Genomic DNA, 24,216 nt, shown 5'->3' with positions numbered 1-24,216 from the left:
GAACCGGGCGGACCGTCAGCCCGCCGGGGTGGCGGCCGGTGCGCCGCCCGCCGCCTTGGTGCGCTGGAGGAGCTGGTTCTTCACGTGCTCGTCGAAGCCCGCGGCGGCCGCGGTCGCGGCGGCGTCCGCGGTGTTGCCGCCCTTGGCGGAGCCCTCGACGGTGAAGAAGCCGTACCGGCCCAGGGTGCCCTTGGTGTTGGTGCACCCGGGGGTGGTGCAGAACGCCGGCGAGCCGGGGGCCGCGGCGCCCTTGAGGTGGCCGACGTAGTTCTTCACCGCGGTCTCGGCCTGCTGCTTGTGGTCGAAGACCGCGACGCCGACCGTCACCGCGCTGTCGCCGGAGACGTAGGTGGCCCGGAGCACCTGGCGGCAGCCCTGGTCACCGAGGACCTTGCCGAGGCCGCCGACCGTGGAGTTGCCGTCCCAGCAGGGCGAGTCGAGCGAAACCACGGTGCGGTTCCAGGTGGCGCCGTTGACCGTCACGGTGAGCGCCGAGAAGAGCGCCGCCGCGTCCTGCGGAGCCGGGTCGGTGGTCGCCTCCCAGAGCGGCTTCGACGGGTCCTCGGGCGTGGCGCTCGGGGTGGCCGTCGGGGACGCCTTGCCGGACGCCGTGGGCGCCGGCGGCTGGGTGGCCGCCGTGGCGGCGCCGGTGGGATCCGCGACCGGCTTCTTGTCGTCGCCCTTGTTCAGGAACAGCAGGCCGCCGGCGACCAGGCCGCCGACCACCAGGAGGGCGACCACGCCGCCGATGATCCGCGTCCGGCCCTTGCGCTTGGCCTCCGCCTCGTTCCGGTCCGCGAGGGCGGCCCAGTCCGGCTCGGCGTGCTGCGGCACGGGCTGGGGGTGCGGGTGCTGGGGCTGCTGGGGCTGCGGCTGCCACTGGTGCTGCTGCGGCTGCGGCTGCGGCTGCGGCTGGACATGCTGCGGCTGCACCGGGGGCTGGGGCTGCGGCTGCACCGGCGCCGGCTGCTGCGGGACCGGCTGCGGCACGGGCGGCTGGACCTGCTGCGGCGGCTGCGGCACGGACGGCACCGGCGGCTGGACCGGCTGCGGCGCGGGCACCGGCGGCCCGTACGAGGCGGGCGGCGGACCGAACCCGCCCGGGGCCGGCGGCACCGGCTGCGGCGCGCCGGGGTACGGCGCGGGCGGCGGGCCCTGCGGCGGCTGTCCGGGCGTGCCCGGCTGCTGGTTCTGCGCGCCACTCGGCCCGGCGGGAGGGGGCGGCTGCTGCCCCGGCGAGCCGGGTCGGCCGCTCCACTCCCCGGGCGTGCCCGTTCCGTCGCTCATGCGCCCCCCTCACTGCCTTCGGCGGCCGCTCCGCGAATCACGTCGGTGTCGACGACTCGCTGGCTCCGCTCCCTCATGAGCCGAGATCGTAGGGCATGCCCCTGACGGCGGGCCTGCCCGGTGGCCGATCCGTTTCCGAATCCGAACACCGGCCGGGCCCCGGGCAGTCCCGGCGACGCCCTGCGCCGCGGTCCGCGAAGGCCCTGGAACGACCCTGCGGCGGCCCCCGGCGCCGGCCCCCGCGGCGGGCGGCCGGGGGCCGGCCGCAGCCCCGGAACGGCCCCGGAACAGCCCGGGAAAGGCCTCTCGCCGGTACCACCTGCGATCACGTCGACACGCGACGCCGCACAACATGTGGGGTCGCATCGAGCGGACACCACTAGATGTATGCTCATCCCTGCTGTCGACGCAGGGGAACCCGGTGCGAGTCCGGGACTGCCCCGCAGCGGTGTGCGGGCGGCTCCGACAGAGCCCGCGAGTCCGAATACCTGCCGACGGCGTGCCGCCTGGCCTCCCCGCAGAGGCCTTTCGCACCAGCACCACTTCCGGGCCTCGCGGGCGGGCCGGGGATGCCACCGTCGCGCGCCGCCTCCGGGCCGGCGCGCCGTGCTCCCCTGCCCCGAACGGTCCGGCCCGAGCCACCGCCGACGCCGATCGCCGCCAGGAGAGAGCGCCTTGACCACCGCTGCCTCAGTCACCCTGCCCGCCCAGGGTTCCAGCTCCGCCCCCGTCGACCCGACGGTGTCCGACCCCGGTGGCGCACTGCTCCGGCTGCTGACCGACCGCAGCGCCGACCTCCCCCAGGTGGACCCCGGCCATGTCGCCGCCGCCGCGCTGCGCGGCCGCCACGCCGGCTCGGACTTCGCCGAGCTGCGCGGGCTGGCCGTGGACGCCGCAGCGTCGATGATCGCCGAGGACCCGCAGTACTCGAAGCTCGCCGCGCGACTGCTCGCGCTGGAGATCGTCGACGAGGCGGTGAGCCAGGGTTCGGTCACCTTCTCGGACTCGATCGCGGTCGGCCACGCCGAGGGCCTGATCGGCGACTCCACCGCCGACTTCGTCGCCAAGCACGCCACCGCCCTGAACGCGCTGATCGACCCCGAGGGCGACGGCCGCTTCGAGTACTTCGGCCTGCGCACCGTGCAGTCCCGGTACCTGCTGCGCCACCCGATCACCCGCAAGGTCGTCGAGACCCCGCAGCAGTTCCTGCTCCGCGTCGCCTGTGGTCTGGCGGTCGGCGACAACGAGCAGTCGGTGCGCGAGGTCTCCGAGCTGTACGGCCTGATGAGCCGGCTGGAGTACCTGACCTCCTCGCCGACGCTCTTCAACTCCGGCACCAAGCACCCGCAGATGTCGAGCTGCTACCTGCTGGACTCGCCGCTGGACAACCTGGACTCGATCTACTCCCGGTACGCCCAGATCGCCCGCCTCTCCAAGCACGCCGGCGGCATCGGCCTGTCCTACTCGCGGATCCGCTCGCGCGGCAGCCTGATCCGGGGCACCAACGGCAAGTCCAACGGCATCGTCCCGTTCCTGCGCACCCTCGACTCCTCGGTCGCCGCGGTCAACCAGGGCGGCCGCCGCAAGGGCGCGGCCTGCGTCTACCTGGAGACCTGGCACGCGGACATCGAGGAGTTCCTGGAGCTGCGCGACAACACCGGTGAGGAGGCGCGCCGCACCCACAACCTCAACCTGGCGCACTGGATCCCGGACGAGTTCATGCGCCGCGTCAACGCGAACGCCGACTGGTCGCTGTTCTCCCCCGCCGACGTGCCCGAGCTGGTCGACCTCTGGGGCGCCGAGTTCGACGAGGCGTACCTGAAGGCCGAGCAGGCCGGCAAGGCCGTCCGCACCATCCCGGCGCAGACCCTCTACTCCCGGATGATGCGCACCCTGGCGCAGACCGGCAACGGCTGGATGACCTTCAAGGACGCCTCCAACCGCGCCGCCAACCAGACCGCGCTGCCCGGCCGCACGGTGCACAGCTCCAACCTCTGCACCGAGATCCTGGAGGTCACGGACGACTCCGAGACCGCCGTCTGCAACCTCGGCTCGGTCAACCTCGGCGCCCACGTCGCCCCCGGCGCCACCGCCGCCGACCTGCTGAACGCGATGGACTGGGACCGCCTGGACGCCACCGTCCGCACCGCCGTCACCTTCCTCGACCGCGTGGTGGACATCAACTTCTACCCGACCCCCGAGGCCGGCGCGTCCAACTCGCGCTGGCGCCCGGTCGGCCTCGGCGTGATGGGCCTCCAGGACGTCTTCTTCCAGCTCCGCCTGGACTTCGACTCCGCCGAGGCGAAGGCCCTCTCCACCCTCATCGCCGAGCGCATCATGCTCACCGCGTACGAGCGTTCCGCCGATCTGGCCGAGCAGCTGGGCCGCCACGAGGCCTACGGCGAGACCCGCGCCGCCCGCGGCGAGCTGCACATCGACCACTTCGGTTCGGCCGCGCCGCACTGGGCCGGCCGCTGGGAGGCGCTGCGCGCCCGGATCGCCGAGACCGGTCTGCGCAACTCGCTGCTGCTCGCCATCGCCCCCACCGCCACGATCGCCTCGATCGCCGGTGTGTACGAGTGCATCGAGCCGCAGGTCTCCAACCTGTTCAAGCGCGAGACCCTCTCCGGCGAGTTCCTCCAGGTCAACCCGTACCTGGTGCGCGAGCTGAAGGAGCTCGGCGTCTGGGACCAGCAGACCCGGGACGCGCTGCGCGACGCCAACGGCTCCGTCCAGGACCTCAACTGGCTGCCCGCCGAGGTCCGTTCGCTGTACCGCACGGCCTGGGAGCTGCCCCAGCGCGCGCTGATCGACCTGGCCGCCGCCCGGATGCCGTACATCGACCAGAGCCAGTCGCTGAACCTCTTCATGGCGGCGCCCACCATCGGCAAGCTGAGCTCGATGTACGCGTACGCGTGGAAGGTCGGTCTGAAGACCACCTACTACCTGCGGTCGCGGCCCGCCACCCGGATCGCCCAGGCCGCCTCGGGCACCGCCCGCGCCGCCGCGCCGGTGCCGGTGGCGTCCCCGACCCTCAGCCCGGAGGAGGAGGCCGCGCTGGCCTGCTCCCTGGAGAACCCCGAGTCCTGCGAGGCCTGCCAGTGAGCACCACCCCCGAAGCCCGTCCCGACCGCGAGAAGATGCTGCTCGACCCCGGCTTCGAGCTGACCCTGCGGCCGATGCGGTACCCGTCGTTCTACGACCGCTACCGGGACGCGATCAAGAACACCTGGACCGTCGAGGAGGTGGACCTGCACTCCGACGTCGCCGACCTCGCCAAGCTGAGCGACGGCGAGCGGCACATGATCGGCCGGCTGGTCGCCTTCTTCGCCACCGGTGACTCGATCGTCTCCAACAACGTGGTGCTGAGCCTCTACAAGCACATCAACTCCCCCGAGGCCCGGCTCTACCTGTCCCGGCAGCTGTTCGAGGAGGCCGTGCACGTCCAGTTCTACCTGACGCTGCTCGACACCTACCTGCCCGATCCCGAGGACCGCAACGCGGCCTTCGCCGCGGTGGAGAACATCCCCTCCATCCACCAGAAGGCCCAGTTCTGCTTCAAGTACATGAACGCGGTCGACCACATCGACTCGTTGCGGAGCAAGGACGACCGCCGCGCGTTCCTCCTCAACCTGATCTGCTTCGCGGCCTGCGTCGAGGGCCTGTTCTTCTACGGCGCCTTCGCGTACGTGTACTGGTTCCGCAGCCGCGGCCTGCTGCACGGCCTCGCCACCGGCACCAACTGGGTGTTCCGGGACGAGTCCATGCACATGGACTTCGCGATGTCGGTGGTGGACACCGTCCGCGAGGAGGAGCCCGACCTCTTCGACGAGAAGATGGCCCAGCAGGTCACCGAGATGCTGGAGGAGGCCGTAGAGGCCGAGCTCCAGTTCGCCCGTGACCTCTGCGGCGAGGGCCTGCCGGGCATGAACACCGAGTCCATGCGCGAGTACCTGCAGGCGGTGGCCGACCAGCGGCTCGCCCGCCTCGGCCTGCCGATCCGCTACGGCTCCACCAACCCCTTCGGGTTCATGGAGCTGCAGAACGTCCAGGAGCTGACCAACTTCTTCGAGCGCCGGGTCTCCGCGTACCAGGTCGCCGTCGAGGGCTCGGTCTCCTTCGACGACGACTTCTAGGCCCGCCCGGCCCCGCTCCGCCGGGGCCCGGCCAACAGCCGCCGCCCCGCCCGGTGTTCGCACCGGGCGGGGCGGCGTCGTTCGCTCGTCCGAATGAAACCGCCGGGCCCCACCGGAACGGCACGCATACGGACGGTGCCGTCCCCCGCTACGGTCCGGCCACAGCCGAACGAAAGGGGCCCACCGTGCCGACCGGAATCCTCGACTACCGGAGCGACGCCATCGTCCAGCTCATGAGCATGGCGGAGGAGGACTGGACGGAGCAGGAACTCAAGGACGCGCTCCAGCGGGCGATCATGCTGGAGCTGTCCACGATCCCGCCCTACGCCACCGCGCTCTGGTCGATCACCGACCCCGACAACTCCAAGCCGGTGCGCCACACCATCCGCGAGATCGTCTTCGACGAGATGTCGCACTTCGGCCTGGTCTGCAACATGCTCACCAGCATCGGCGGCACGGTCGTCCTCACCGACCCGCTCACCGTCCCGAAGTACCCGGGTGAGCTCCCCGGCGGCGTCAACCCCGGCCTGGAGGTCTACCTGAGCGGGCTGACCCGCGAGTCGGCGGGCCTGTTCGCCGACATCGAGAAGCCCGAGCACCCGCTCGCCTTCGCCGCCGACGGCAACACCATCGGCGCCTTCTACCAGCGGATCGCGAACGTCTTCCCCACCTTCGCCCACCTGCTCACCGGGCAGCGGCAGGTGAGCTTCCCGCTCGGGTCGAGCCACGGCGCCGGCAACGACATCGTCCCGATGAACACCATCGACGACGTGCTGGCCGCCATCCACGTCATCCAGTCGCAGGGCGAGGGCACGGACGCCTCGCCGGAGAACCCCTTCCCCGGTGCCCCGGGCGAACTCGCCCACTACTACGCCTTCAAGGAGATCGCCGAAGGCCGCGAGCTCGTCCTCGACGAGGGGACGAAGAAGTACGGGTTCACCGGCCCGGAGGTCCCGCTGCCGGACACCTCCCCGGTCGCCCGGGTCCCCCTGGGCGGCTGGGCCAACAGCCCCGGCAACGAGCCCGACCAGCCCACCGCCACCCTCCTGGCGACCTTCAACCAGCACTACAGCGACATGCTGTACGCCCTCGAAGGCGCCTGGGGCGACGCCGGCCCCGACTCGATCGGCCCGGCGATCGGGCAGATGGGCCAGATGCGCCGGACCGCCCAGCAGATCAACGGCGTCAAGCTGCCCGCCGCCCCCCGCTTCACCTACGGCCCGGAGTGGCTGTTCGTGCCGCGGTAGGCACCCGTGCGGAAGGGCCGGTGCGCGTGCACCGGCCCTTCCGTGACACGTCAGCCGTTCGACACCGTCGCGTACCGCGGCGTGCCCTCGGCCATCTGCCGCAGCGCGTCCTTGCGGTCCCGCTTCGACAGCTTGTCGATGTAGAGGAACCCGTACAGGTGGTCGGTCTCGTGCTGCAGGCAGCGGGCGAAGAAGCCGGTGCCCTCGACCCGGATCGGGTTGCCGTCCTTGTCCTGGCCGGTCACCGCGGCGTAGTCCGGCCGGGGCAGCTCGGCGTACGCGGTCGGCACCGACAGGCAGCCCTCGTTGCCGTCGTCCAGCACCCGCTTGCTGCCGGCCGGCAGCTCCTCCAGGACGGGGTTGATGACGTGGCCGATGTGGCGCACCCCCTCGTCGTCCGGGCAGTCGTAGACGAACACCTTGAGGTCCACGCCGATCTGGTTGGCCGCCAGGCCCACGCCCTCGGCCGCGTACATCGACTGGAACATGTCGTCGATCAGCCCCGACAGCTCGCCGTCGAAGGCCGTGACGGTCTTGACCTCCCGGTGCAGCACCGGGTTGCCGTAGACGGTGATCGGACGCGCGGTGCCCTTCGAGAGGTCCGGCTCCTCGCCGACCACCTTCACCGGCTGGGCCTCACCCTGCGCGGGCTCGTGGTCGTGGTCGTGCTGGTGGTCGTGCTGCTCCGCCATCGCTGTGTGTCTTCCGCTTCCCTGGATCGTCTGGCCGTACCGACCAAGGGTAAGCGGACCGCTCAGCAGACCTCTTCGAGATCCCGGTACGCGCGGGTACCGGGGGCCGCCGCCACCCAGCGGTCCAGCAGCGTACGCACCAGCGGCGCCGGAGCCGCGATCCCGCACTCCCGCTCCACCAGCCAGGACATCCCGCCGGCGCCCTGGCTCAGATGGCTCAGGTGCCCCGGGTGGGCCGCGTCCCCGTCGTCGTGCGGGTCGTGGTGCGCGGTGTGCCCGTCGTCGGAGGCCATCCGGCTCTCCGAACACGCCCGGCAGAGCAGCCGCACCGACGACGTCCAGTCCTCCGCCGCGTACCCCGCGTCCGCGACCAGCCGCTCCAGGGCGTCCCGGTCCGCCGCGGTGGCGGCCTGCAGCAGCACCACGTAGGTCGGCACCGGGGAGGGCGCCCACAGCTCGATCTCGTCGAACACCGGGTACGCCACCCCGTCGGTCACCCGTTCGCCGTGCGGGGCGCCGTCGTGCAGCACCACCTCGCCCCAGCGGCGGCCCGACGAGGGCAGCGGGATGGACAGCACCTCGATGCGCGCCGGGTCCAGCCGGCGCCCCCAGACCACCTCGGACTCGCCGTCCGGCGACAGCCGCACCGGCGTCGTCCCCAGGTCCAGGCTGACCGGGCCGTCCGGGTGGGCCCCGGCCCCGCCCGGCAGCCGCAGCCCGTACGCCTGCCAGGCCCGCCGCGCCAGCGGCCAGTCCTGCAGCGCCGTCGCCGTGATCCCCAGGTTCCACCAGTCGGGGGCGCCCTGCTCGCGGTCCAGCAGTGCCACCGCCCGCAGCCCGGCCGCCCGCGCCTGCTCCCAGTCCCGCCGGAACTTGTGCAGCAGCGCGAGGTTGAACCAGGAGTCCGACAGCCACGGCTCCAGATCGGCCGCCATCACCAGCAGGGCGCCCGCGTCCTCGTAGCGGCCGTCGCCGATCAGCGTGAAAGCCCGATCGGTCGTCTGCCGCCAGGTGGCGGACGGCCGGTGCCGTGCCCGGTGGAAGATCCTCACGTTCGTCCCTGCCGTCGTCGTCCGCTCAAGTCCCGTGTCCGCTCCCGCTGCCACGGGCCCGGTGCCCCGGGTCGGTGTTCCACGCTACGACCGCATCCAACCACGCCCGCCGTCGCCCGCGCTCCCCGCAGCCGGGGTTCCGGCCGCTCCCGGCCCCACCCCTACCCAGCCTGCCCGCCCCGACGCCCCGCCTCAACCCCAACCCCTGAACAGCGCCCGCCGCCCCCACCCGCCGCGCGCCCCTCCCCTACCCCCGCACCCTCACCAGCGCGTCCACGACCCGTCCGTCGTAGATCCGGCCCCGCCCCAGCCGCAGCACCTCCAGCACCTCCAGCCGCCCCACCACCTCCTCCACCCCGCGCCCGCGCGCCGCCGTCAGCAGGTCGTCGTGCGCGTTCGCCACCCGGATGATCCGGGCCGCCAGCGGCACCGCCCGCTCGTCCGGGTCGGGCCGCCCGGGCCAGGGATCGGCCAGCCGGGCGACCTGCTCGGCGACCTGCCGCGGCACCCCCGTCCGCCGGATCACCTCGCTGCCCAGCCGGGCGATCCGCTGCTGCTCCTCCTCCGGGAGCAGCGCCGTCGCCCCGTCCGGCACCGGCTCGACCAGCGACAGCTGCCCGATGTCGTGCATCAGCGCCGCGTACTCCAGCAGGGCGAGCTCGCGGGTGCTCAGCCCCAGCTCGCGGCCGACCGCGCACGCCGTGTCGGCGACCCGGCGGGCGTGGCCGTACGGGGTGTAGCCGGCCACCTCGGTGGCCTTGGCCAGGCTGGCGATGGTCTGCCCGGTGGTGGCCCGGACGGCGGCGGCCCGCCGGAACGACACCTGCGCCAGCAGCAGGGGCGCGCAGAACAGCGGGAGCGCCCAGAGCCCGACCTCGCCCGCCGCCAGGCTGACCAGCATCCCGGTGGCGGCGATCGCCGAGCCGATCCCGAACAGCGACCGCAGCTCGTCCTCCAGCGCCGCCGGGAACCGCAGCCCGCTCCGGGCCCGCCGCAGCACCGCCGCCAGGGTGGCGTCGCAGAGCGCGGCCAGCGCCGCCACCACCGTGAGGAACACCCCGTAGGCGGGGCCGTCCGCCGAGAACCGGTCGACCACTCCGCTGTTGTAGAGCGGCTGGAAGATCGCGGCCGCGAACCCGGCCCCGAGCAGCCGCCGGGCGGCGCCGTCGAGCCGGGCCCGGTCCCGCCACGGCGCTCGCCGCGGCCGCCGGGCCCCGCGGGGCAGCGCCACCGCAGGGAGCAGCGCCAGCAGCAGCCCCGCGCCGGTCACCGCGACCGCCTGGAGCACGCCGTGCGCGGTGGGCAGCCCGCGCAGCGGCCCCAGCAGGGCGTACGCCAGCGCACCGGCGGCACCGATCGGTGCCTGCTCGCGATCGCCCGGAAGAGTGATCCGGACGCACTCGCCGAGCGCGATCAGCACGGTGAACGCCAGCGCCACCCCGGGCTCGGCCATCCCGCGCACCGCCACCGCGCCGAACGAGAACGCCAGCAGCACGACGGCCGCGGCGTGCACCGCGGCCACCCCGCCGGCCGGCGGGCGGGCGCTCACGACGGTCCGGCCGTCGGCACGGTGCCGCCCTGGGCGGGCACCCGGCCCGGGCCCGGCCGCACCGGTTCGGGCACGCCCAGCGGGATGTCGGGCACCGCCCGGATGCAGTCGTCGTCGGGGGGCAGCACCGGCTGCCAGTCGTGCACGGCGAGCGCGTCGACCAGCGCCCGCACCATCACCGGGTCGAACTGGCTGCCCGAGCAACGCTCCAGCTCGGCCACCGCCTCGGTGACCGGCCGGCCGCGCCGGTAGGACCGGGTGGAGGTCATCGAGTCGAAGGCGTCGGCGACCGAGATGATCCGGGCGAACTCGGGGATCTGCTCGCCCGCCAGCCCGCTCGGGTAGCCCCGGCCGTCCATCCGCTCGTGGTGGTGCAGGATCCCGGCGTGCGCCTCGCCGAGGAAGACGATGCCGCGCACCAGCTCGTAGCCGTGCACCGGGTGCACCTCGACGGCCCGCCGCTCGGCCTCGTCGAGGGGACCGTTCCTGCGCAGCAGCTCGGTGGCCACGCCGAGCTTGCCGACGTCGTGCAGGATGCCCGCGAACCGGAGGGTACGCAGCCGCTCGGCCTCCATGCCCAGCTGACCGGCGATCAGCACCGCGGCCTTGCCGACGCGTTCGCTGTGCCCCCGGGTGTAGGAGTCCTTGATCTCCACGGCCTGCACCAGCGCCTGGACGGTGGCCTGGTGGGCGTCCCGCTCGCGGTGGCCCTGGGCGAACACCCAGGCCGAGATGGAGAGCGGCAGCAGGGCCAGCAGCGCCGCGAAGGCCCCGTACGGGCCCTGCCAGAGCACCGCGACCATCAGCCCGCCGGCCGCGTGCACCAGCACCGGCAGCCCGAACGCGGCGACCGGGCCGAGCAGCAGAACACTCGCCCGCCGGCCCTCGGCCAGCACCAGCATGCCGCCCACCAGCACCCCGTTGGCCAGGCAGAACGCGGCCAGCGCGGCGGCCCCGGGGAGCAGCGCGGCCGGGAAGCGGGAGCCGAGCAGTAGCTGCGGTCCGGCGAGCAGGTGGAAGACCGCCGAGGCGGCGAAGGCGGAGAGGGCGAGCTGGGCGCCGTTCCACACCTGGCGCCGACGGCAGTCCGGCTCGGTGTCGCCGAACAGTGCGATAGGCACCGCGACCAGGGCGGCGGCGGCCGGGGCGAGCATCAGCACCCCGGCGAACAGCACCGGGAAGAAGGCGTTGGCCAGGGGCCGGGCCGGTGGCCGGGAGGGCAGCGGCGGCCGGCCCAGCAGGGCCCGGAGCAGCCGTCGGCAGGGGGTGGGCTGGCCCTGCGCCAGCGATTCCCAGCAGCCGTGCAGAAAGGCCAGCAGGCCGACCTTGGGCCAGTCCACCGGAGCGCCGAGCCAGCGTGGCACGGCGGCCGGGACGGGCCCCGGCAGCAGGGGCAGCAGGCAGCAGAGCGCCGCCACCGGGACGGCCACGAGGTAGCACACCGCGCCCGTCGGCAGGTCCGTTCCTCCACTGTCGGTAGCGATCTCGACCTCCCCGCCGTCCTGGCCCGCTCCGCGCTCGGCGCACCGGGCTACCGGCGGTGAGCGTCCGTCAGGAGGATAGGCCGCCGTTCCGGCGTCGGGGCGCATGATCGCGGAATGCCGCAGTTGGCGCACCACCAACTCACTCGAACGAGTGAGGGCGCCCGCAAGCAGAGACGGAGCGACCCCCGGAGCGCACGCTCCGGGGGTCACCTGGTCCTCGGGTGGACGGCCCGCCGTGGGACGGCGGCGCACTCACTCCGCCGGAGCGCCCGCCTCGACCGGCGTACCGGGCCTGGCCGCCGCCTCGGCGGAGGCCTTCGCGGGCGGCCGGCCCTGCTCGTTGTCGCCGTGCGCCTCGGCCGCGGCGTCCACGGCGACCACCACCGCCTCGCCGGAGCGCTGCCCGGCCCGGATCGAGTCGATCCTGGCCAGCACCTTGCCCCGCAGGTCGGCCGGGGTGTCGTCGCAGCCGCAGCACCGCTTGATCAGCGCCTTGATGGCCTGCTCCAGGCCGTACTTCTCCAGGCAGGGCGAGCACTCCTCGAAGTGCACCCGCAACTTGTCGTAGTCGCCCTCGGCCATCTCGTTGTCGAGGAATTCGTAGAGGTGGTCGAGGACCTCGCCACACTCGGTGTCGTGCGGATCGCCGCAGCTCATGAGCCCGAGCCCTTCGCTTCCTGCCCTGCCCCGCTGCCGGCCGGGACCAGCCCGCGCTCACGGGCGTAGTCCTCCAGCATGCCGCGCAGCTGACGGCGGCCGCGGTGCAGCCGGGACATCACCGTACCGATGGGAGTACCCATGATGTCCGCGATCTCCTTGTACGCAAAGCCCTCGACGTCCGCGAGATAGACGGCGATGCGGAACTCCTCCGGGATGGCCTGGAGGGCGTCCTTCACATCGCTGTCCGGGAGGTGGTCGAGCGCCTGGGTCTCGGCCGAGCGCAGACCCGTCGACATGTGCGACTCGGCCCGGGCCAGCTGCCAGTCCTCGATCTCCTCGGCGGCGGTCCGCTGGGGCTCCCGCTGCTTCTTGCGGTACGAGTTGATGAACGTGTTGGTGAGGATGCGGTACAGCCAGGCCTTGAGGTTGGTGCCCTCGCGGAACTGGTGGAACGACGCGTACGCCTTCGCGAACGCCTCCTGGAGGAGGTCCTCCGCATCGGCCGGATTGCGGGTCATCCGCAGCGCGGCGGAGTACATCGGATCCAGGTAGCCCAGGGCGTCGCGCTCGAAGCGCTCCCGCCGGGCCGCCTCGCTCTCCGCCGCGGACACCCGGAAGGTGTCCTCACCGATCGCCTCGGCCAGCTCCTCACCGGTGAGCGCCTCGCCCGCGGGCAGGCTCTCCTCCGGGCCCCGGCCCGGCTCGGCCTCGTGCTCGGTCCCGACGACCGGACCCACCTCCTCGGCATGGCCGCCCACAGCGGGCCGCCCCGAAATGGAGGATATCGGGCTGACGGGCTTCTCGCCCGCGGCAATCCACTCCGACCAGGAAGGGGTGAAGGCCGCGGAGGCCTCGCGCTCCTCCGGCCGCTCGGGGCACGCGATCGAACCCATCTGTGCTGCCTTCCGTCCGGGACTCAAGCTGACGAGGGTGTCAACCATGCCGAGGGCGCCCGCATTCCCGGCCCCCGGCAGGTTTTCACCCGCACGGGTGAGCGGTTCGCGACCGTGCGTTCCCGGGCGGCTCAGAGCAGCCCGAGCACCCAGTCGCCGACCGCCCCGGTGATCAGCTCCAGCACCTCGTCCTGCCCGGTGGGCGCCCGCTTCGGCACCTCGAAGCCGTGGCTGCCGTAGGGCACCGGCACCATCCGGTGCCCGGCCGGCAGCGCCGGGAACTCGGCCGGCCCGCCGAACGGATCCGCCACGCTCTGCACCACCAGCGTCGGCAGCCCCGACTCCAGCAGCTCCGCGGCCCGGCTCTTCTCCGGCTTGCCCGGCGGGTGCAGCGGGAACGCCAGCGCCACCACCCCGGCCGCGCCGGTGGCGGCGCCCGTCCGGCAGGCCACCCGGGCCCCGGCGCTGCGCCCGCCGACGACCAGCGGCACCCCCTGCCCGGCGAGGCGCTCGGCGACCGGCGTCCACCCGGTGTCCAGCGTCCTGGGCGCCGGCCCCAGCCGCTTCCCGGCCACCCGCCAGGGCTGCTCGACCAGTGCCACCGTGATCCCGCGCGGCGGCAGCGCCGCGGCCAGCGCCACCAGGTCGCGCGCGCCGATCCCGCCGCCGGCGCCGTGGCCGAGCGCGAGCAGCGCCTTCGGCGCGGCCGCCGGGTGGTAACTGATCCGGGCGTCCCCGGCGGGGGTGGGGACGAGTTCCTGCGTCACGGCGTGGACTCCAGTGCTCGGAGAGCGGTGCCGACGAGGCGCGCCGGCGGGAAGCGGTGCTCAGAATTCAGAAGAGGGTGGTCTCGTGCTCGGCCTCGACCCACGGCCGGGTCAGCTCGGGACCGTTGTTGCGGATGCTGCCGACCGCCGGCGAGACCGGCGTGGCCAGCAGCGCGCCGGGCGACGGCGGGACCAGCAGCGGGCGTATCGCGTCCGGGTCCACCAGGCCCGGGTCCAGCCAGTCGTCGTAGGACTCCCGGTCCAGGAAGAGCGGCATCCGCTCGTGGATCGGGGCCAGCAGCTCCTCCGCCTCGGTGGTGACGACGGTGAAGGTCACCAGCCAGGCCTCCGGGTGGTCCGCGGGCACCGCCCGGTTGCGCCAGAACTCGTACAGCCCGGCCAGCGCCAGCGGGCCGCCGTCGGCCCGGGAGACGAAGAACGGCTTCTTCCGGGGCTTGCCGCGCTCGCCCGGCAGGGTCTGCCACTCGTAGTAGCCGTCGACCGGCAGGATGCACCGCCGGGAGGCGAGGGCCTGCCGGTACGAGGGCTTCTCGTGCACCGTGTCCGAGCGGGCGTTGATCATCTTCACCGCGGTCTCGGGCGACTTCGCCCACTGCGGCACCAGGCCCCAGCGCAGCACCCGCAACTGCCGGACCGGGGCCGGCTCACCCCTGCGCTGCCGTTCCAGCACCACGAAGGCGCGCTCGGTCGGCGCGACGTTCCAACTGGGTGCCAGCGTCTCGACCGGGTCCCACTGCTGGACGCCGAAGAGCTCGACGAGGTCCTCGGGCCGGAGGCTGGAGGCGAAGCGACCGCACATGCCGTCAGCTTGCCACGACCGCCGCTCTCAGCACTTCCTCATCCCGAAGTGCGAACCGCGGCCTCCCGCCCGGCCGTCCCCGCATGGGAGGCTGCCACCCGGGCCGGCCGACCGCGGCCGCCCCGGACCGGGCCGGACGAGAACGGGAGCGGGCATGGACGCACAGAGCATCGGCGAGGTGTGGGACCGCGTCACCGGCACCCAGCCCGCCCCGCCGGGCTGGCTCACCCTGGCCACCGGCGCCGCCGCCCTGCTCCTGGTGGCGGCCCGCCCGCTCTGGCGGTTCGCCCGCAACGCGATCACCATCGCCCACGAGGGCGGACACGGCCTGGCCGCCCTGGCCACCCGCCGCAAGCTCGCGGGCATCCGGCTGCACTCGGACACCTCCGGCCTCACCCTCTCCTACGGCCGCCCCACCGGGCCGGGCATGGTGCTCACCGCCGCCGCCGGCTACTGCGCCCCCGCCCTGCTCGGCCTCGGCTGCGCCGCACTGCTCGCGGCCGACCGGATCACCCTGCTGCTCTGGCTCGCGATAGCCCTGCTGCTGGCCCTGCTGGTCCGGATCCGCAACGCCTTCGGCTTCCTCACCGTGCTGCTCGCCGGCGCCGCCTTCTTCCTGGTCTCCTGGTTCGGCAGCACCGACGTCCAGGCCGGCTTCGCCTGCCTCGGCAGCTGGTTCCTGCTGCTCGGCGCCGTCCGCCCGGTCCTGGAGCTGCAGCACCAGCGCCGGCGCGGCCAGGGCGGGGACTCCGACGCCGACCAGCTCGCCCGGCTCACCGGCGTTCCCGGGCTCGCCTGGGTGTTCCTCTTCCTGGTCACCGCGCTGGCCTGCCTGGGTCTCGGCGCGAGCTGGCTGCTGTCCCCGCTGTGAGCCGCGGGGCCGACGGTGCCCCGCCGGCCGGCCCGTCCCGCCATCCGGCCGCGGAGCGGACAGTTCCCGTACGGCCCCTAAACTTGCCCCATGACCGAGACCCTGTGGCCCGCCCCCGTCGCGACCACCCCCGTTGACGCCACCGTCACCATCCCCGGCTCCAAGTCGGTCACCAACCGGGCTCTGGTGCTGGCCGCCCTCTCCACCGAACCCGGCTGGGTGCGGCGCCCGCTGCGCAGCCGCGACTCCCAGCTGATGGCCGACGGCCTGCGGGCGCTCGGGGTCGGCATCGAGGAGCAGGTCAACAACGACTCCGGCGGCCTCGGCGGCGGGGAGGCCTGGCGGGTCATCCCGGCCCCCGCACTGCGCGGCCCGGCCTCCGTGGACGTCGGCAACGCGGGCACGGTCATGCGCTTCCTCCCCCCGCTCGCCGTCCTCGCGGACGGCCCGGTGCACTTCGACGGCGACCCGCGCAGCTACGAGCGCCCCCAGCACGGCGTGATCAACGCCCTGCGCGCGCTCGGCGCCCGGATCGACGACGGCGGCCGCGGCGCCTTCCCGCTCACCGTGCACGGCACCGGCGCGCTGGACGGCGGCGTGGTGGAGCTGGACGCCTCCTCCTCCTCGCAGTTCGTCTCCGCCCTGCTGCTCTCCGGCGCCCGTTACAACCAGGGCGTCGAGGTCCGCCACGTCGGCGGGCCGGTCCCCTCGCTGCCGCACATCCGGATGACGGTCGAGATGCTGCGGCTGGCCGGCGCCCAGGTGGACGCCCCGGAGGACGGCGGCGAGAAGGACGTCTGGCGGGTCACCCCCGGCGCCCTGCTCGGCCGCGACATGGTGGTCGAGCCGGACCTCTCCAACGCGGCGCCGTTCTTCGCCGCCGCCCTGGTCACCGGCGGTCGGGTGACCGTCCGCGACTGGCCGAAGCACACCACCCAGCCCGGCGACCAGCTGCGCGACATCTACACCCGGATGGGCGGCGTCTGCGAGTTCACCGACGAGGGCCTGCAGTTCACCGGCACCGGCCGGATCCACGGCATCGAGGCGGACCTGCACGACGTCGGCGAGCTCACCCCGGTGATCGCCGCCGTCGCCGCGCTCGCCGACTCCGAGTCCCACCTGTACGGCATCGCGCACCTGCGGATGCACGAGACGGACCGGCTGGCCGCGCTGGCCAAGGAGATCAACGACCTCGGCGGCGACGTCACCGAGACCGAGGACGGCCTGCGGATCCGCCCGCGCGCGCTGCGCGGCGGCGTGTTCCACACCTACGAGGACCACCGCCTGGCCACCGCGGCCGCGGTGATCGGGCTGGCCGTCGAGGGGGTCCAGGTGGAGAACGTGGCCACCACCGCCAAGACCTTGCCGGACTTCCCGAGGATGTGGGACGAGTTGCTCGGCGGAGCAGTGGTGGGCGGCTGAGCGGGAGACTGGGCACATGCGCCGCTACGGCAAGGACGCCGACGAGGACGACATCCGCAACCGCCCCGCCCGCCGGGGCTCCCGGCCGCGGACCCGGATCCGGCCCAAGCACGACGACGCGGCCGAGGCGATGGTGCTCACCGTCGACCGCGGCCGGCTGACCTGCCTGCTGGACGTCGGAACGAAGCAGGAGCGCGAGATCGTCGCCATGAAGGCCCGTGAGCTGGGCCGCAAGGGCGTCGTCGTCGGCGACATCGTCAACATCGTCGGCGACCTCTCGGGGGACGCCGACACCCTGGCCCGGATCGTCCGGGTCGAGGAGCGCACCTCGGTGCTGCGCCGGACCGCGGACGACGACGACCCGTTCGAGCGGATCGTCGTCGCCAACGCCCAGCAGTTGGCCATCGTCACCGCGCTGGCCGACCCGGAGCCCCGGCCCCGGCTGATCGACCGCTGCCTGGTGGCCGCGTACGACGCCGGCATGGAGCCGCTGCTGGTGCTCACCAAGTCCGACCTGGCCCCGGCCGAGCCGCTGCTGGAGTCCTACGCCCCGCTCGGCATCAACTACGTGGTGACCCGGCGGGACGAGCTGGCCACCGAGGGCGCCGAGGCGGTCCGGGCGCACCTGCGCGGCCGCTCGACGGTGTTCATCGGCCACTCCGGCGTCGGCAAGACCACCCTGGTCAACGCCCTGGTGCCGCTCCACCAGCGGACCACCGGGGTGGTCAACGCGGTGACCGGTCGCGGCCGGCACACCACCGTGTCGGCGCTGGCGCTGCGGCTGCCGCCGCCCCCGGGCGCCAAGCCGGGCTCGAAGAAGGCGCTCGACCCGGGCTGGGTGATCGACACCCCGGGGTTCCGCTCCTTCGGCCTCTCGCACATCGACCCGTCCCGGGTCATCCACGCCTTCCCCGACCTGGAGCCCGGCACCGTCGACTGCCCGCGCGCGTGCAGCCACGACGAACCGGACTGCGCGCTGGACGCCTGGGTCGCGGACGGCCACGCGGAGCAGGCCCGGCTGTACTCGTTGCGCCGTCTGCTGGCGAGCAAGGAGACCCGCGAGGGCGACTGACGGCGCGGCCCCGGCCGTTTTCGCCGCGTTCGAGGTGTCGGAGCGGGCCAGCCTGGTGATCATAGGAAAGTCGGGCCGGATCACGGCCCGGCCCGTCGATCGACAGGGAGAGCACGCGATGGCATGGGCCCTGGTGATCCTGGCCGGCCTCCTGGAGACCGGCTTCGCGATCAACCTCAAGCTCAGCGAAGGCTTCACCAAGCTCTGGCCCACCATCAGCTTCTGCGTCTTCGCCCTCAGCAGCTTCGGCCTGCTCACCCTCTCCCTGAAGAGCCTGCCGGTCGGTCCGGCGTACGCGGTCTGGACCGGCATCGGCGCGGCCGGCACCGCGATCTACGGCATGCTCTTCCTGGACGAGACCACCTCGGTGCTCAAGCTGGTCTCGATCTCCCTGGTCATCGCCGGGGTGATCGGCCTCCAACTCAGCGGCACGGCGCACTGAGCTTTCGCCCGCTCGCCTCCGGGGCAGTATCTTCGCCCGCTCGCCTCCGGGGCGCTCGATCCGGTGCCGACGGTCGGCGCTCCAACGCCCTCGTACCTCGGTCGTCCTCGCTTCTCCCTTTCGGCACCGGCGCGCCCCTTCGGCTCGGGGCGGGTCGGGTGGGTGGCGGGGGCTACCGAAGGCCGGCGCCGGTGGGCCACCCGGCTCGGGCCGCGGGGCGGGATCGGTGGGTGGCGAGGGCCACGGGAGGGCGGCACCGGCGCGCCCCTTCGGCTCGGGGCGGGATCGGTGGGTGGCGAGGGCCACGGGAGGGCGGCACCGGCGCGCCCCTTCGGCTCGGGGCGGGACCGGTGGTAGCGGGGGCCACGGGAGGGCGGCACCGGTGGGCCACTCGGCTCGGGGCGGGACCGGTGGCTGCTGCCGTCCGCTCCGCGAGCCCGACTGGGCCGATCCGGGTGGGCTCGCTAGGGTTTCGACCATGGCCGATTACCACGACGATCTCCGACTCGCCCACGTCCTCGCCGACTCGGCCGACTCGGTCACCCTGGAGCGCTTCCGCGCCCTCGACCTGAAGGTCGAGACCAAGCCCGACCTCACTCCGGTCAGCGACGCCGACAAGGCCGCCGAGGAGCTGGTGCGCAGCGTGCTCCAGCGCGCCCGCCCGCGCGACGCGGTGCTCGGCGAGGAGTTCGGCCTGCAGGGCACCGGTCCCCGCCGCTGGGTGATCGACCCGATCGACGGCACCAAGAACTACATCCGCGGCGTGCCGGTCTGGGCCACCCTGATCGCGCTGCTGGAGGACGGCCCGGACGGCGTGGAGCGCCCGGTGGTCGGCATCGTCTCCGCCCCCGCGCTGAACCGCCGCTGGTGGGCGGCCAAGGACCTCGGTGCCTTCGCCGGCCGCAGCCTGACCAAGGCCGCCCGGATCCACGTCTCCGGCGTCTCCCGTCTGGAGGACGCCTCGTTCTCCTACTCCTCGCTCTCCGGCTGGGAGGAGCGCGGCCGGCTCGACCCCTTCCTGGACCTCACCCGGGCCTGCTGGCGCACCCGCGCCTACGGGGACTTCTGGTCCTACATGATGGTCGCCGAGGGCGCGGTCGACATCGCCGCCGAACCCGAGCTGTCGCTGTGGGACATGGCCGCGAACGCCGTCATCGTCGAGGAGGCCGGCGGCCGGTTCACCGGTCTGGACGGCGTGCCCGGCCCGGGCGGTGCCGACGCCGTGGCCAGCAACGGCCTGCTGCACGCGGAGGCCCTGCGCCGCCTGAGCGTCTGACCCGGAAGGCACATGGGTGCGGGCCCGGCGACCGGTCATCCGGTCGCCGGGCCCGCGGCTCATCGGGGTACCGCTACCGCTGCTTGCGCAGCTCCCGGACCGCCGTCTCCAGCCGGCGGCCGTAGTCGGCGTCGGCCTGGCGGAAGTTCTCGACCGCCCGCTCGACGATGTCCTCGCGGTCGGCCGAGACCTTGGCGATGAAGCCGGCCAGGTTGGCGATCAGCCGCTGCTTCTCCTCCTCGCCCATCAGCCGGTACAGGTTCCCCGCCTGCACGAAGTCGTCGTCCTCGGCGTGCGAGGGCGCCTCGTGGGTGCCGGTCGCGCCGGTGACCGCCGTCGCGGCCCAGAGCGGGCGGCCGGTCTGCACGGGGCCTCCGAAGCTGTTGGGCTCGTAGTTCTTGCGGCGGCCGTGGCGGCCGTCGTAGAGGTAGCCGTCCCGGCTGTTGGTGCGCGCCTCGGTGGCGTGCGGGCGGTTCACCGGCAGGTGGTCGGCGTTGATGCCGACGCGGTAGCGGTGGGCGTCCGCGTAGGCGAAGAGCCGGCCCTGGAGCATCTTGTCCGGGGACGGGCCGATGCCGGGTACGAAGTGCGACGGCGAGAAGATCGACTGCTCGACCTCGGCGAAGACGTTGTCGGGGTTGCGGTTGAGCTCCAGCTTGCCGAACTCGACCAGCGGGTAGTCGGCGTGCGGCCACACCTTGGTCAGGTCGAAGGGGTTGAAGCGGTAGTGGGCCGCGTCCGCCGCCGGCATGATCTGGACGCTGACCGTCCAGCTCGGGTACTCGCCGCGCTCGATGGACTCGCGCAGGTCGCGCTGGTGGCTGTCCGGGTCCTCGCCCGCGAGCCTGGCCGCCTCCTGCGCCGTCAGGTTCTTGATGCCCTGGTCGGTCTTGAAGTGGTACTTGACCCAGAAGTACTCGCCGGCCTCGTTCTGCCACTGGTAGGTGTGCGAGCCGAAGCCGTCGAGGTGGCGGTAGCTGGCCGGGATGCCGCGGTCGCCGAAGAGCCAGGTCACCTGGTGGGTCGCCTCGGGCGACAGCCCCCAGAAGTCCCAGACGTTGTCCGCCTCCTGCGAGCCGGTGTACGGGTCCCGCTTCTGGGTGTGGATGAAGTCCGGGAACTTGGTGGCGTCCTTGATGAAGAACACCGGGGTGTTGTTGCCGACGAGGTCGTAGTTGCCGTCCTCGGTGTAGAACTTCAGCGCGAAGCCGCGCGGGTCGCGGACGGCGTCGGCGGAGCCGAGGTTGCCGGCCACGGTGGAGAACCGCAGGAAGGTCTCGGTCTCCTTGCCCACCTCGGAGAGGAAGCGGGCCCGGGTGTACGCGGTGACGTCGGCGGTCACCGTGAAGGTGCCGTAGGCCGCCGCGCCGCGGGCGTGCACCACCCGCTCCGGGATCCGCTCCCGGTTGAAGTGCGCCAGCTTCTCGAAGAGTTGCTGGTCCTGGATGAGCGCCGGGCCGCCGACGCCGGCGGTCTCGGTGTTCTGGTTGTCGGCGACGGGGGCACCCGCCTCCGTGGTGAGGGTGGGGCGCAGCTCGTCCTGGGTGCTCATAAGGGGGTGCCTCCGCGTGGTCCGGTCGTGACAACAACTCGATCCTAACTTGGACTTTGTCCAAGTCAATACTGGAACCAAAGTGAGAGCTCACCTATCCTGTACGCATGAGCGACCTGCTGGAACGACTTCGCGGACGTGGGTGGCGGCTGACCTCGCAGCGCCGGGTCGTGGCCGAGGTCCTCGACGGGGACCACGTCCACCTCACGGCCGACGAGGTGCACTCGCGCGCCGTGGAGCGCCTGCCGGAGATCAGCCGCGCGACGGTCTACAACACGCTCGGCGAGCTGGTCTGCCTCGGCGAGGTGCTGGAGGTCGCCACCGACGGCCGGGCCAAGCGGTACGACCCCAACGCGCACCGGCCGCACCAGCACCTGGTCTGCTCGGGCTGCGGCGCCATCCGCGACGTCCACCCGCAGGGCGACCCGCTGGCCGGCCTCCCACAGGGCGAGCGGTTCGGCTTCGTCCTCTCCGGGGCCGAGATCACCTACCGGGGCCTCTGTCCGGACTGCGCGGACCGCGGCTGAGCGAGCGCTACGCGCTCAAATCCGCGTGCAGCGCGCCGAGCAGCCGGCCGGCCCGCTCGGCGACCTCGGCGGGGCCGTAGTCGGCCGCCCGCCGGCACCAGTTCTCCGCCTGCACCGGCTCGCCGCGGCGCAGCGCCAGCAGGGCCAGCCGCAGCGCCGCCCGGCCGTGCCCGGCGTCGGCGGCCCGGGTGTACCAGAGCATCGCCTCGGCCTCGCAGTCCTGCCGGGCCAGCAGCAGTCCCAGGTTGAAGGCCGCGCTGCGGCTGCCCGCCCCGGCCGCCCGCCGGTACCAGCTCTCGGCGATCTCCAGCGCCCCGCGCTCGGCGGCCCGCACGCCCATCCGGACCTGCGCCCGGCGGTGGCCGGCGTCGGCCGCGACCGCGTACCAGTGCTCGGCCTCGTCGTCCGCGTCGCCGCGCCGGTCCAGCACCGAGGCCAGCCGGAACGCGCCCTCGGCCGACCCGCCGGCCGCCGCCTGCCGGTAGCGCTCCAGCGCCCCCGCCAGGTTGCCGCGCTGCTCCTGGGCCACCGCCAGCTGGAGGGCCGCCTCGCCGTGGCCCTCGGCGGCGGCGCGCGCGTACCACTCCTGCGCCTGCCGGTGGTCCCCGCGCCCGGCGTGCAGCACGCCCAGGTTGAAGGCGCCGTCCACGCTGCCGGCCTCGGCGGCCTTGGAGAACCAGGGCTCGGCGCCCGACACGTCGCCGCGCTGGAGCAGCACCACGGCCAGCGCGTTGCACGCCTCGCGGTGCCCGGCGTACGCGGCGCGGCGGTACCACTGCTCGGCCTGCTGGTCGCGGCCGGCCCCGGCGCAGAGCAGTCCGAGGTTGAAGGCGCCGTTCTGGTCGCCGGCGTCCAGTGCGCTGCGGTACCAGCGCTCGGCCTCGGCCGCCTCGCCGCGCGAGGCGTGCAGCGCGCCCAGGGCGTTGGCGGCGTTGCCGTCGCCCGCCTCGGCCGCCTCCTGCCACCACTCGGCGGCGGCGGTGAGGTCCCCGGAGTCGCGCAGCAGGAAGCCCAGCGCGCAGGCCGCCCGCGGCTCGCCGTTCTGCGCCGACTGCCGGTACCAGCGGGCCGCCTCGTCCAGCAGGCCGTGGTCGACCCGGGAGCGCTCCTCCAGCAGCACCCCGAGCCGCAGCGCGGCGCGGGCGTGACTGCGGGCGGCGGCGGTGCGGTACCAGGTCTCGGCGGTCTCCTTGTCCCCCGCGGCCTCGCGCATCCGGGCCAGCCGGTAGGCGGCCTCGCGGTGCCCGGCGTCGGCGGAGACCTTGAACCAGCGCTCGGCGCGCACGTCGCGCCGGTGCTCCATCAGGTCGCCCAACGCGTAGGCGCCGAGCGGGTGCCCGTGGTCGGCGGCGAAGTGCAGCCAGTACTCGGCGGCCTCCTCCTCGCCCTGGTCCCGCAGTTGGAGCCCGAGCGCGTGCGCGGCGGGCGCGCTGCCGGCCACCGCGGCCTGACGCCACCACTGGGCCGCCTCCGAGCGGTGACCCTGCTGGTGCAGCAGCACGCCGAGGTTGTTGGCGGCCGAGCGCAGCCCGGCCGCGGCGGCGCCGCGCAGGTACGGCTCGGCGTCCTCCAGGTCCCCGCGGCGCAGCAGCAGGGTGCCGAGCCGGCCGGCGGCGTCCGCGTCCCCGTCGTCGGCGGCCTGGCGGTGCCGGGCCTCCAGGGCGGCCTGCTCCCGGGCGGCCAGTGCGGTCTCGAAGCTGGCGGAGTCGAATCCGGCCCGCTCGCGCCCCTCCTCGCCGACCTCCTCGTCCTCGGTGGCGGCGCCGTAGGGGCCGATGGCGGCGGTGAACTGGCTGGCGGAGACGTGCACCAGGCTGTCGGGGCCGTAGCCGTCGACCGGCCGGCGGTCCGTCAGTCCGCCGGTGCGCTGGGCGGGCAGGGCGCCGGGCCGGTCCTCGGAGTTCTCGGAGCTATCGGCCCAGCCCTCGGTGTCCGCCTCGGTGGTCGCCGCGGACTTGGCTCCTGGCCCGTTCTTGCCGATCAGCCTCATGCCGACTCCCGCTCCCCCAGAGTGTCGCGGCATCCTCCCCCGGCCCGCGGCCGGACGGACCCGCTGCCGGCCTCCGGCCGAAGGGGTCCCCATGGGGCGCGCTGGAGCCGACGGCCGGTCAACAGCCGCGCAACGTCCCCCATGTGTCCCATCGTCGCATCACCCGCAACCCGCGTACACCTGCCCCGGCCGAATTCGGCGGCGCGGAACCGAAGCCGACGAAATTGCTTCGGCGCTTTGTCGATTTCCCGACACTCGGGTCCCACAAACCCCGATGCCGGCGTCGTTGGCGACGATCGATCCTACCGGAGGGGCCCACACCACCCTCGGCGGGAAACGCGAGAGGCCCGGAGGATGATCCTCCGGGCCTCTCGGCTACTGAGTAGCGGGGACAGGATTTGAACCTGCGACCTCTGGGTTATGAGCCCAGCGAGCTACCGAGCTGCTCCACCCCGCGTCGGTAGTGAAACCATAGCA

20 protein-coding genes, 1 tRNA gene and 1 riboswitch are annotated in these 24,216 nt (G+C 73.7%); of the genes, 9 read left to right on the top strand and 12 right to left on the bottom strand.

Annotated features, from left to right (window positions below):
• Positions 1-15 precede the first annotated feature (15 nt).
• Complete coding sequence (locus ABZ495_RS08415; protein ID WP_359834991.1) at positions 16-1,287, bottom strand: hypothetical protein; 1,272 nt, start codon at positions 1,285-1,287, stop codon at positions 16-18.
• Between the two features lie 370 nt (positions 1,288-1,657).
• Positions 1,658-1,798, top strand: a riboswitch (cobalamin riboswitch).
• Positions 1,799-1,986: 188 nt separating this feature from the next.
• Here ABZ495_RS08415 and ABZ495_RS08410 point away from each other — a divergent pair.
• The 3 genes from ABZ495_RS08410 (at position 1,987) to ABZ495_RS08400 (ending at position 6,670) form a co-directional block, all read left to right on the top strand.
• Entirely contained in the window at positions 1,987-4,392 is a 2,406-nt protein-coding gene (locus ABZ495_RS08410) for a ribonucleoside-diphosphate reductase subunit alpha (RefSeq protein ID WP_352293134.1), read from the top strand.
• A gap of 35 nt (positions 4,393-4,427) precedes the next feature.
• Complete coding sequence (locus ABZ495_RS08405) at positions 4,428-5,423, top strand: ribonucleotide-diphosphate reductase subunit beta (RefSeq protein WP_329492241.1); 996 nt, start codon at positions 4,428-4,430, stop codon at positions 5,421-5,423.
• 185 nt (positions 5,424-5,608) lie between these two features.
• Positions 5,609-6,670 carry a ferritin-like protein gene (locus ABZ495_RS08400; RefSeq protein WP_359834989.1) on the top strand — a complete coding sequence of 354 codons (1,062 nt, stop codon included), beginning with the start codon at positions 5,609-5,611 and terminating at the stop codon, positions 6,668-6,670.
• Positions 6,671-6,720: 50 nt separating this feature from the next.
• Here ABZ495_RS08400 and def read toward each other — a convergent pair whose 3' ends face one another.
• From def to ABZ495_RS08360, 8 genes are all read right to left on the bottom strand, one after another.
• Positions 6,721-7,362 carry a peptide deformylase gene (def, locus tag ABZ495_RS08395; RefSeq protein WP_352293088.1) on the bottom strand — a complete coding sequence of 214 codons (642 nt, stop codon included), beginning with the start codon at positions 7,360-7,362 and terminating at the stop codon, positions 6,721-6,723.
• A 62-nt stretch (positions 7,363-7,424) separates the two neighbouring features.
• On the bottom strand, positions 7,425-8,414 hold the full coding sequence (locus ABZ495_RS08390) for a hypothetical protein (RefSeq protein ID WP_359834987.1): 990 nt from the start codon (positions 8,412-8,414) through the stop codon (positions 7,425-7,427).
• A gap of 247 nt (positions 8,415-8,661) precedes the next feature.
• A complete protein-coding gene (locus ABZ495_RS08385; protein ID WP_352293086.1) occupies positions 8,662-9,963 on the bottom strand; it encodes an HD domain-containing protein in 1,302 nt (433 codons plus the stop codon).
• Positions 9,960-11,393, bottom strand: coding sequence for an HD-GYP domain-containing protein (locus ABZ495_RS08380; RefSeq protein ID WP_329489530.1), 1,434 nt, complete (start codon positions 11,391-11,393; stop codon positions 9,960-9,962). Before ABZ495_RS08380 ends, ABZ495_RS08385 begins: the two co-directional genes overlap by 4 nt.
• Positions 11,394-11,699: 306 nt before the next feature.
• The gene (gene rsrA / locus ABZ495_RS08375; RefSeq protein ID WP_359834986.1) at positions 11,700-12,104 is read right to left on the bottom strand and encodes a mycothiol system anti-sigma-R factor; all 405 of its coding nucleotides are present in this window, start codon (positions 12,102-12,104) and stop codon (positions 11,700-11,702) included.
• Entirely contained in the window at positions 12,101-13,000 is a 900-nt protein-coding gene (locus ABZ495_RS08370; RefSeq protein ID WP_329489528.1) for a sigma-70 family RNA polymerase sigma factor, read from the bottom strand. The genes rsrA and ABZ495_RS08370 overlap by 4 nt, the downstream gene beginning before the upstream one ends.
• Positions 13,001-13,131: 131 nt before the next feature.
• Positions 13,132-13,767, bottom strand: a complete 636-nt coding sequence (locus tag ABZ495_RS08365; RefSeq protein ID WP_359803236.1) for an alpha/beta family hydrolase — start codon at positions 13,765-13,767, stop codon at positions 13,132-13,134.
• Positions 13,768-13,834: 67 nt separating this feature from the next.
• Positions 13,835-14,587, bottom strand: coding sequence for an SOS response-associated peptidase (locus ABZ495_RS08360; protein ID WP_359834984.1), 753 nt, complete (start codon positions 14,585-14,587; stop codon positions 13,835-13,837).
• 154 nt (positions 14,588-14,741) lie between these two features.
• On the opposite strand from ABZ495_RS08360, the gene ABZ495_RS08355 reads away from it, so the two are divergent.
• The 5 genes from ABZ495_RS08355 (at position 14,742) to hisN (ending at position 19,670) form a co-directional block, all read left to right on the top strand.
• A complete protein-coding gene (locus tag ABZ495_RS08355; protein ID WP_352293079.1) occupies positions 14,742-15,458 on the top strand; it encodes a M50 family metallopeptidase in 717 nt (238 codons plus the stop codon).
• Positions 15,459-15,548: 90 nt separating this feature from the next.
• On the top strand, positions 15,549-16,880 hold the full coding sequence (gene aroA / locus ABZ495_RS08350; RefSeq protein ID WP_352293076.1) for a 3-phosphoshikimate 1-carboxyvinyltransferase: 1,332 nt from the start codon (positions 15,549-15,551) through the stop codon (positions 16,878-16,880).
• Positions 16,881-16,896: 16 nt separating this feature from the next.
• Positions 16,897-17,952, top strand: a complete 1,056-nt coding sequence (rsgA, locus tag ABZ495_RS08345) for a ribosome small subunit-dependent GTPase A (protein WP_329489523.1) — start codon at positions 16,897-16,899, stop codon at positions 17,950-17,952.
• Between the two features lie 118 nt (positions 17,953-18,070).
• Positions 18,071-18,394 carry a multidrug efflux SMR transporter gene (locus ABZ495_RS08340; RefSeq protein ID WP_329489522.1) on the top strand — a complete coding sequence of 108 codons (324 nt, stop codon included), beginning with the start codon at positions 18,071-18,073 and terminating at the stop codon, positions 18,392-18,394.
• A gap of 478 nt (positions 18,395-18,872) precedes the next feature.
• Positions 18,873-19,670 (top strand): histidinol-phosphatase, encoded by a 798-nt coding sequence (gene hisN / locus ABZ495_RS08335; RefSeq protein WP_329489521.1) that lies wholly within the window; start codon positions 18,873-18,875, stop codon positions 19,668-19,670.
• Between the two features lie 73 nt (positions 19,671-19,743).
• On the opposite strand, the gene ABZ495_RS08330 is transcribed toward hisN, so the two are convergent.
• Positions 19,744-21,222, bottom strand: coding sequence for a catalase (locus ABZ495_RS08330; protein ID WP_352293074.1), 1,479 nt, complete (start codon positions 21,220-21,222; stop codon positions 19,744-19,746).
• Between the two features lie 107 nt (positions 21,223-21,329).
• Here ABZ495_RS08330 and ABZ495_RS08325 point away from each other — a divergent pair, with 107 nt between their 5' ends.
• The gene (locus ABZ495_RS08325) at positions 21,330-21,749 is read left to right on the top strand and encodes a Fur family transcriptional regulator (RefSeq protein WP_359834982.1); all 420 of its coding nucleotides are present in this window, start codon (positions 21,330-21,332) and stop codon (positions 21,747-21,749) included.
• 7 nt (positions 21,750-21,756) lie between these two features.
• On the opposite strand, the gene ABZ495_RS08320 is transcribed toward ABZ495_RS08325, so the two are convergent.
• Together ABZ495_RS08320 and ABZ495_RS08315 are read right to left on the bottom strand one after the other, a co-directional pair.
• On the bottom strand, positions 21,757-23,739 hold the full coding sequence (locus ABZ495_RS08320) for a tetratricopeptide repeat protein (RefSeq protein WP_359834980.1): 1,983 nt from the start codon (positions 23,737-23,739) through the stop codon (positions 21,757-21,759).
• A 383-nt stretch (positions 23,740-24,122) separates the two neighbouring features.
• Positions 24,123-24,196: transfer RNA gene (locus ABZ495_RS08315), tRNA-Met, on the bottom strand.
• Positions 24,197-24,216 lie beyond the last annotated feature (20 nt).

Origin of the sequence: Kitasatospora sp. NPDC005748, assembly GCF_040630735.1 — a bacterium.
Classification (GTDB): Bacteria; Actinomycetota; Actinomycetes; order Streptomycetales; family Streptomycetaceae; genus Kitasatospora.
Note: the sequence above shows the minus strand (reverse complement) of the source record. Positions and strands in the feature narration are given on the sequence as shown.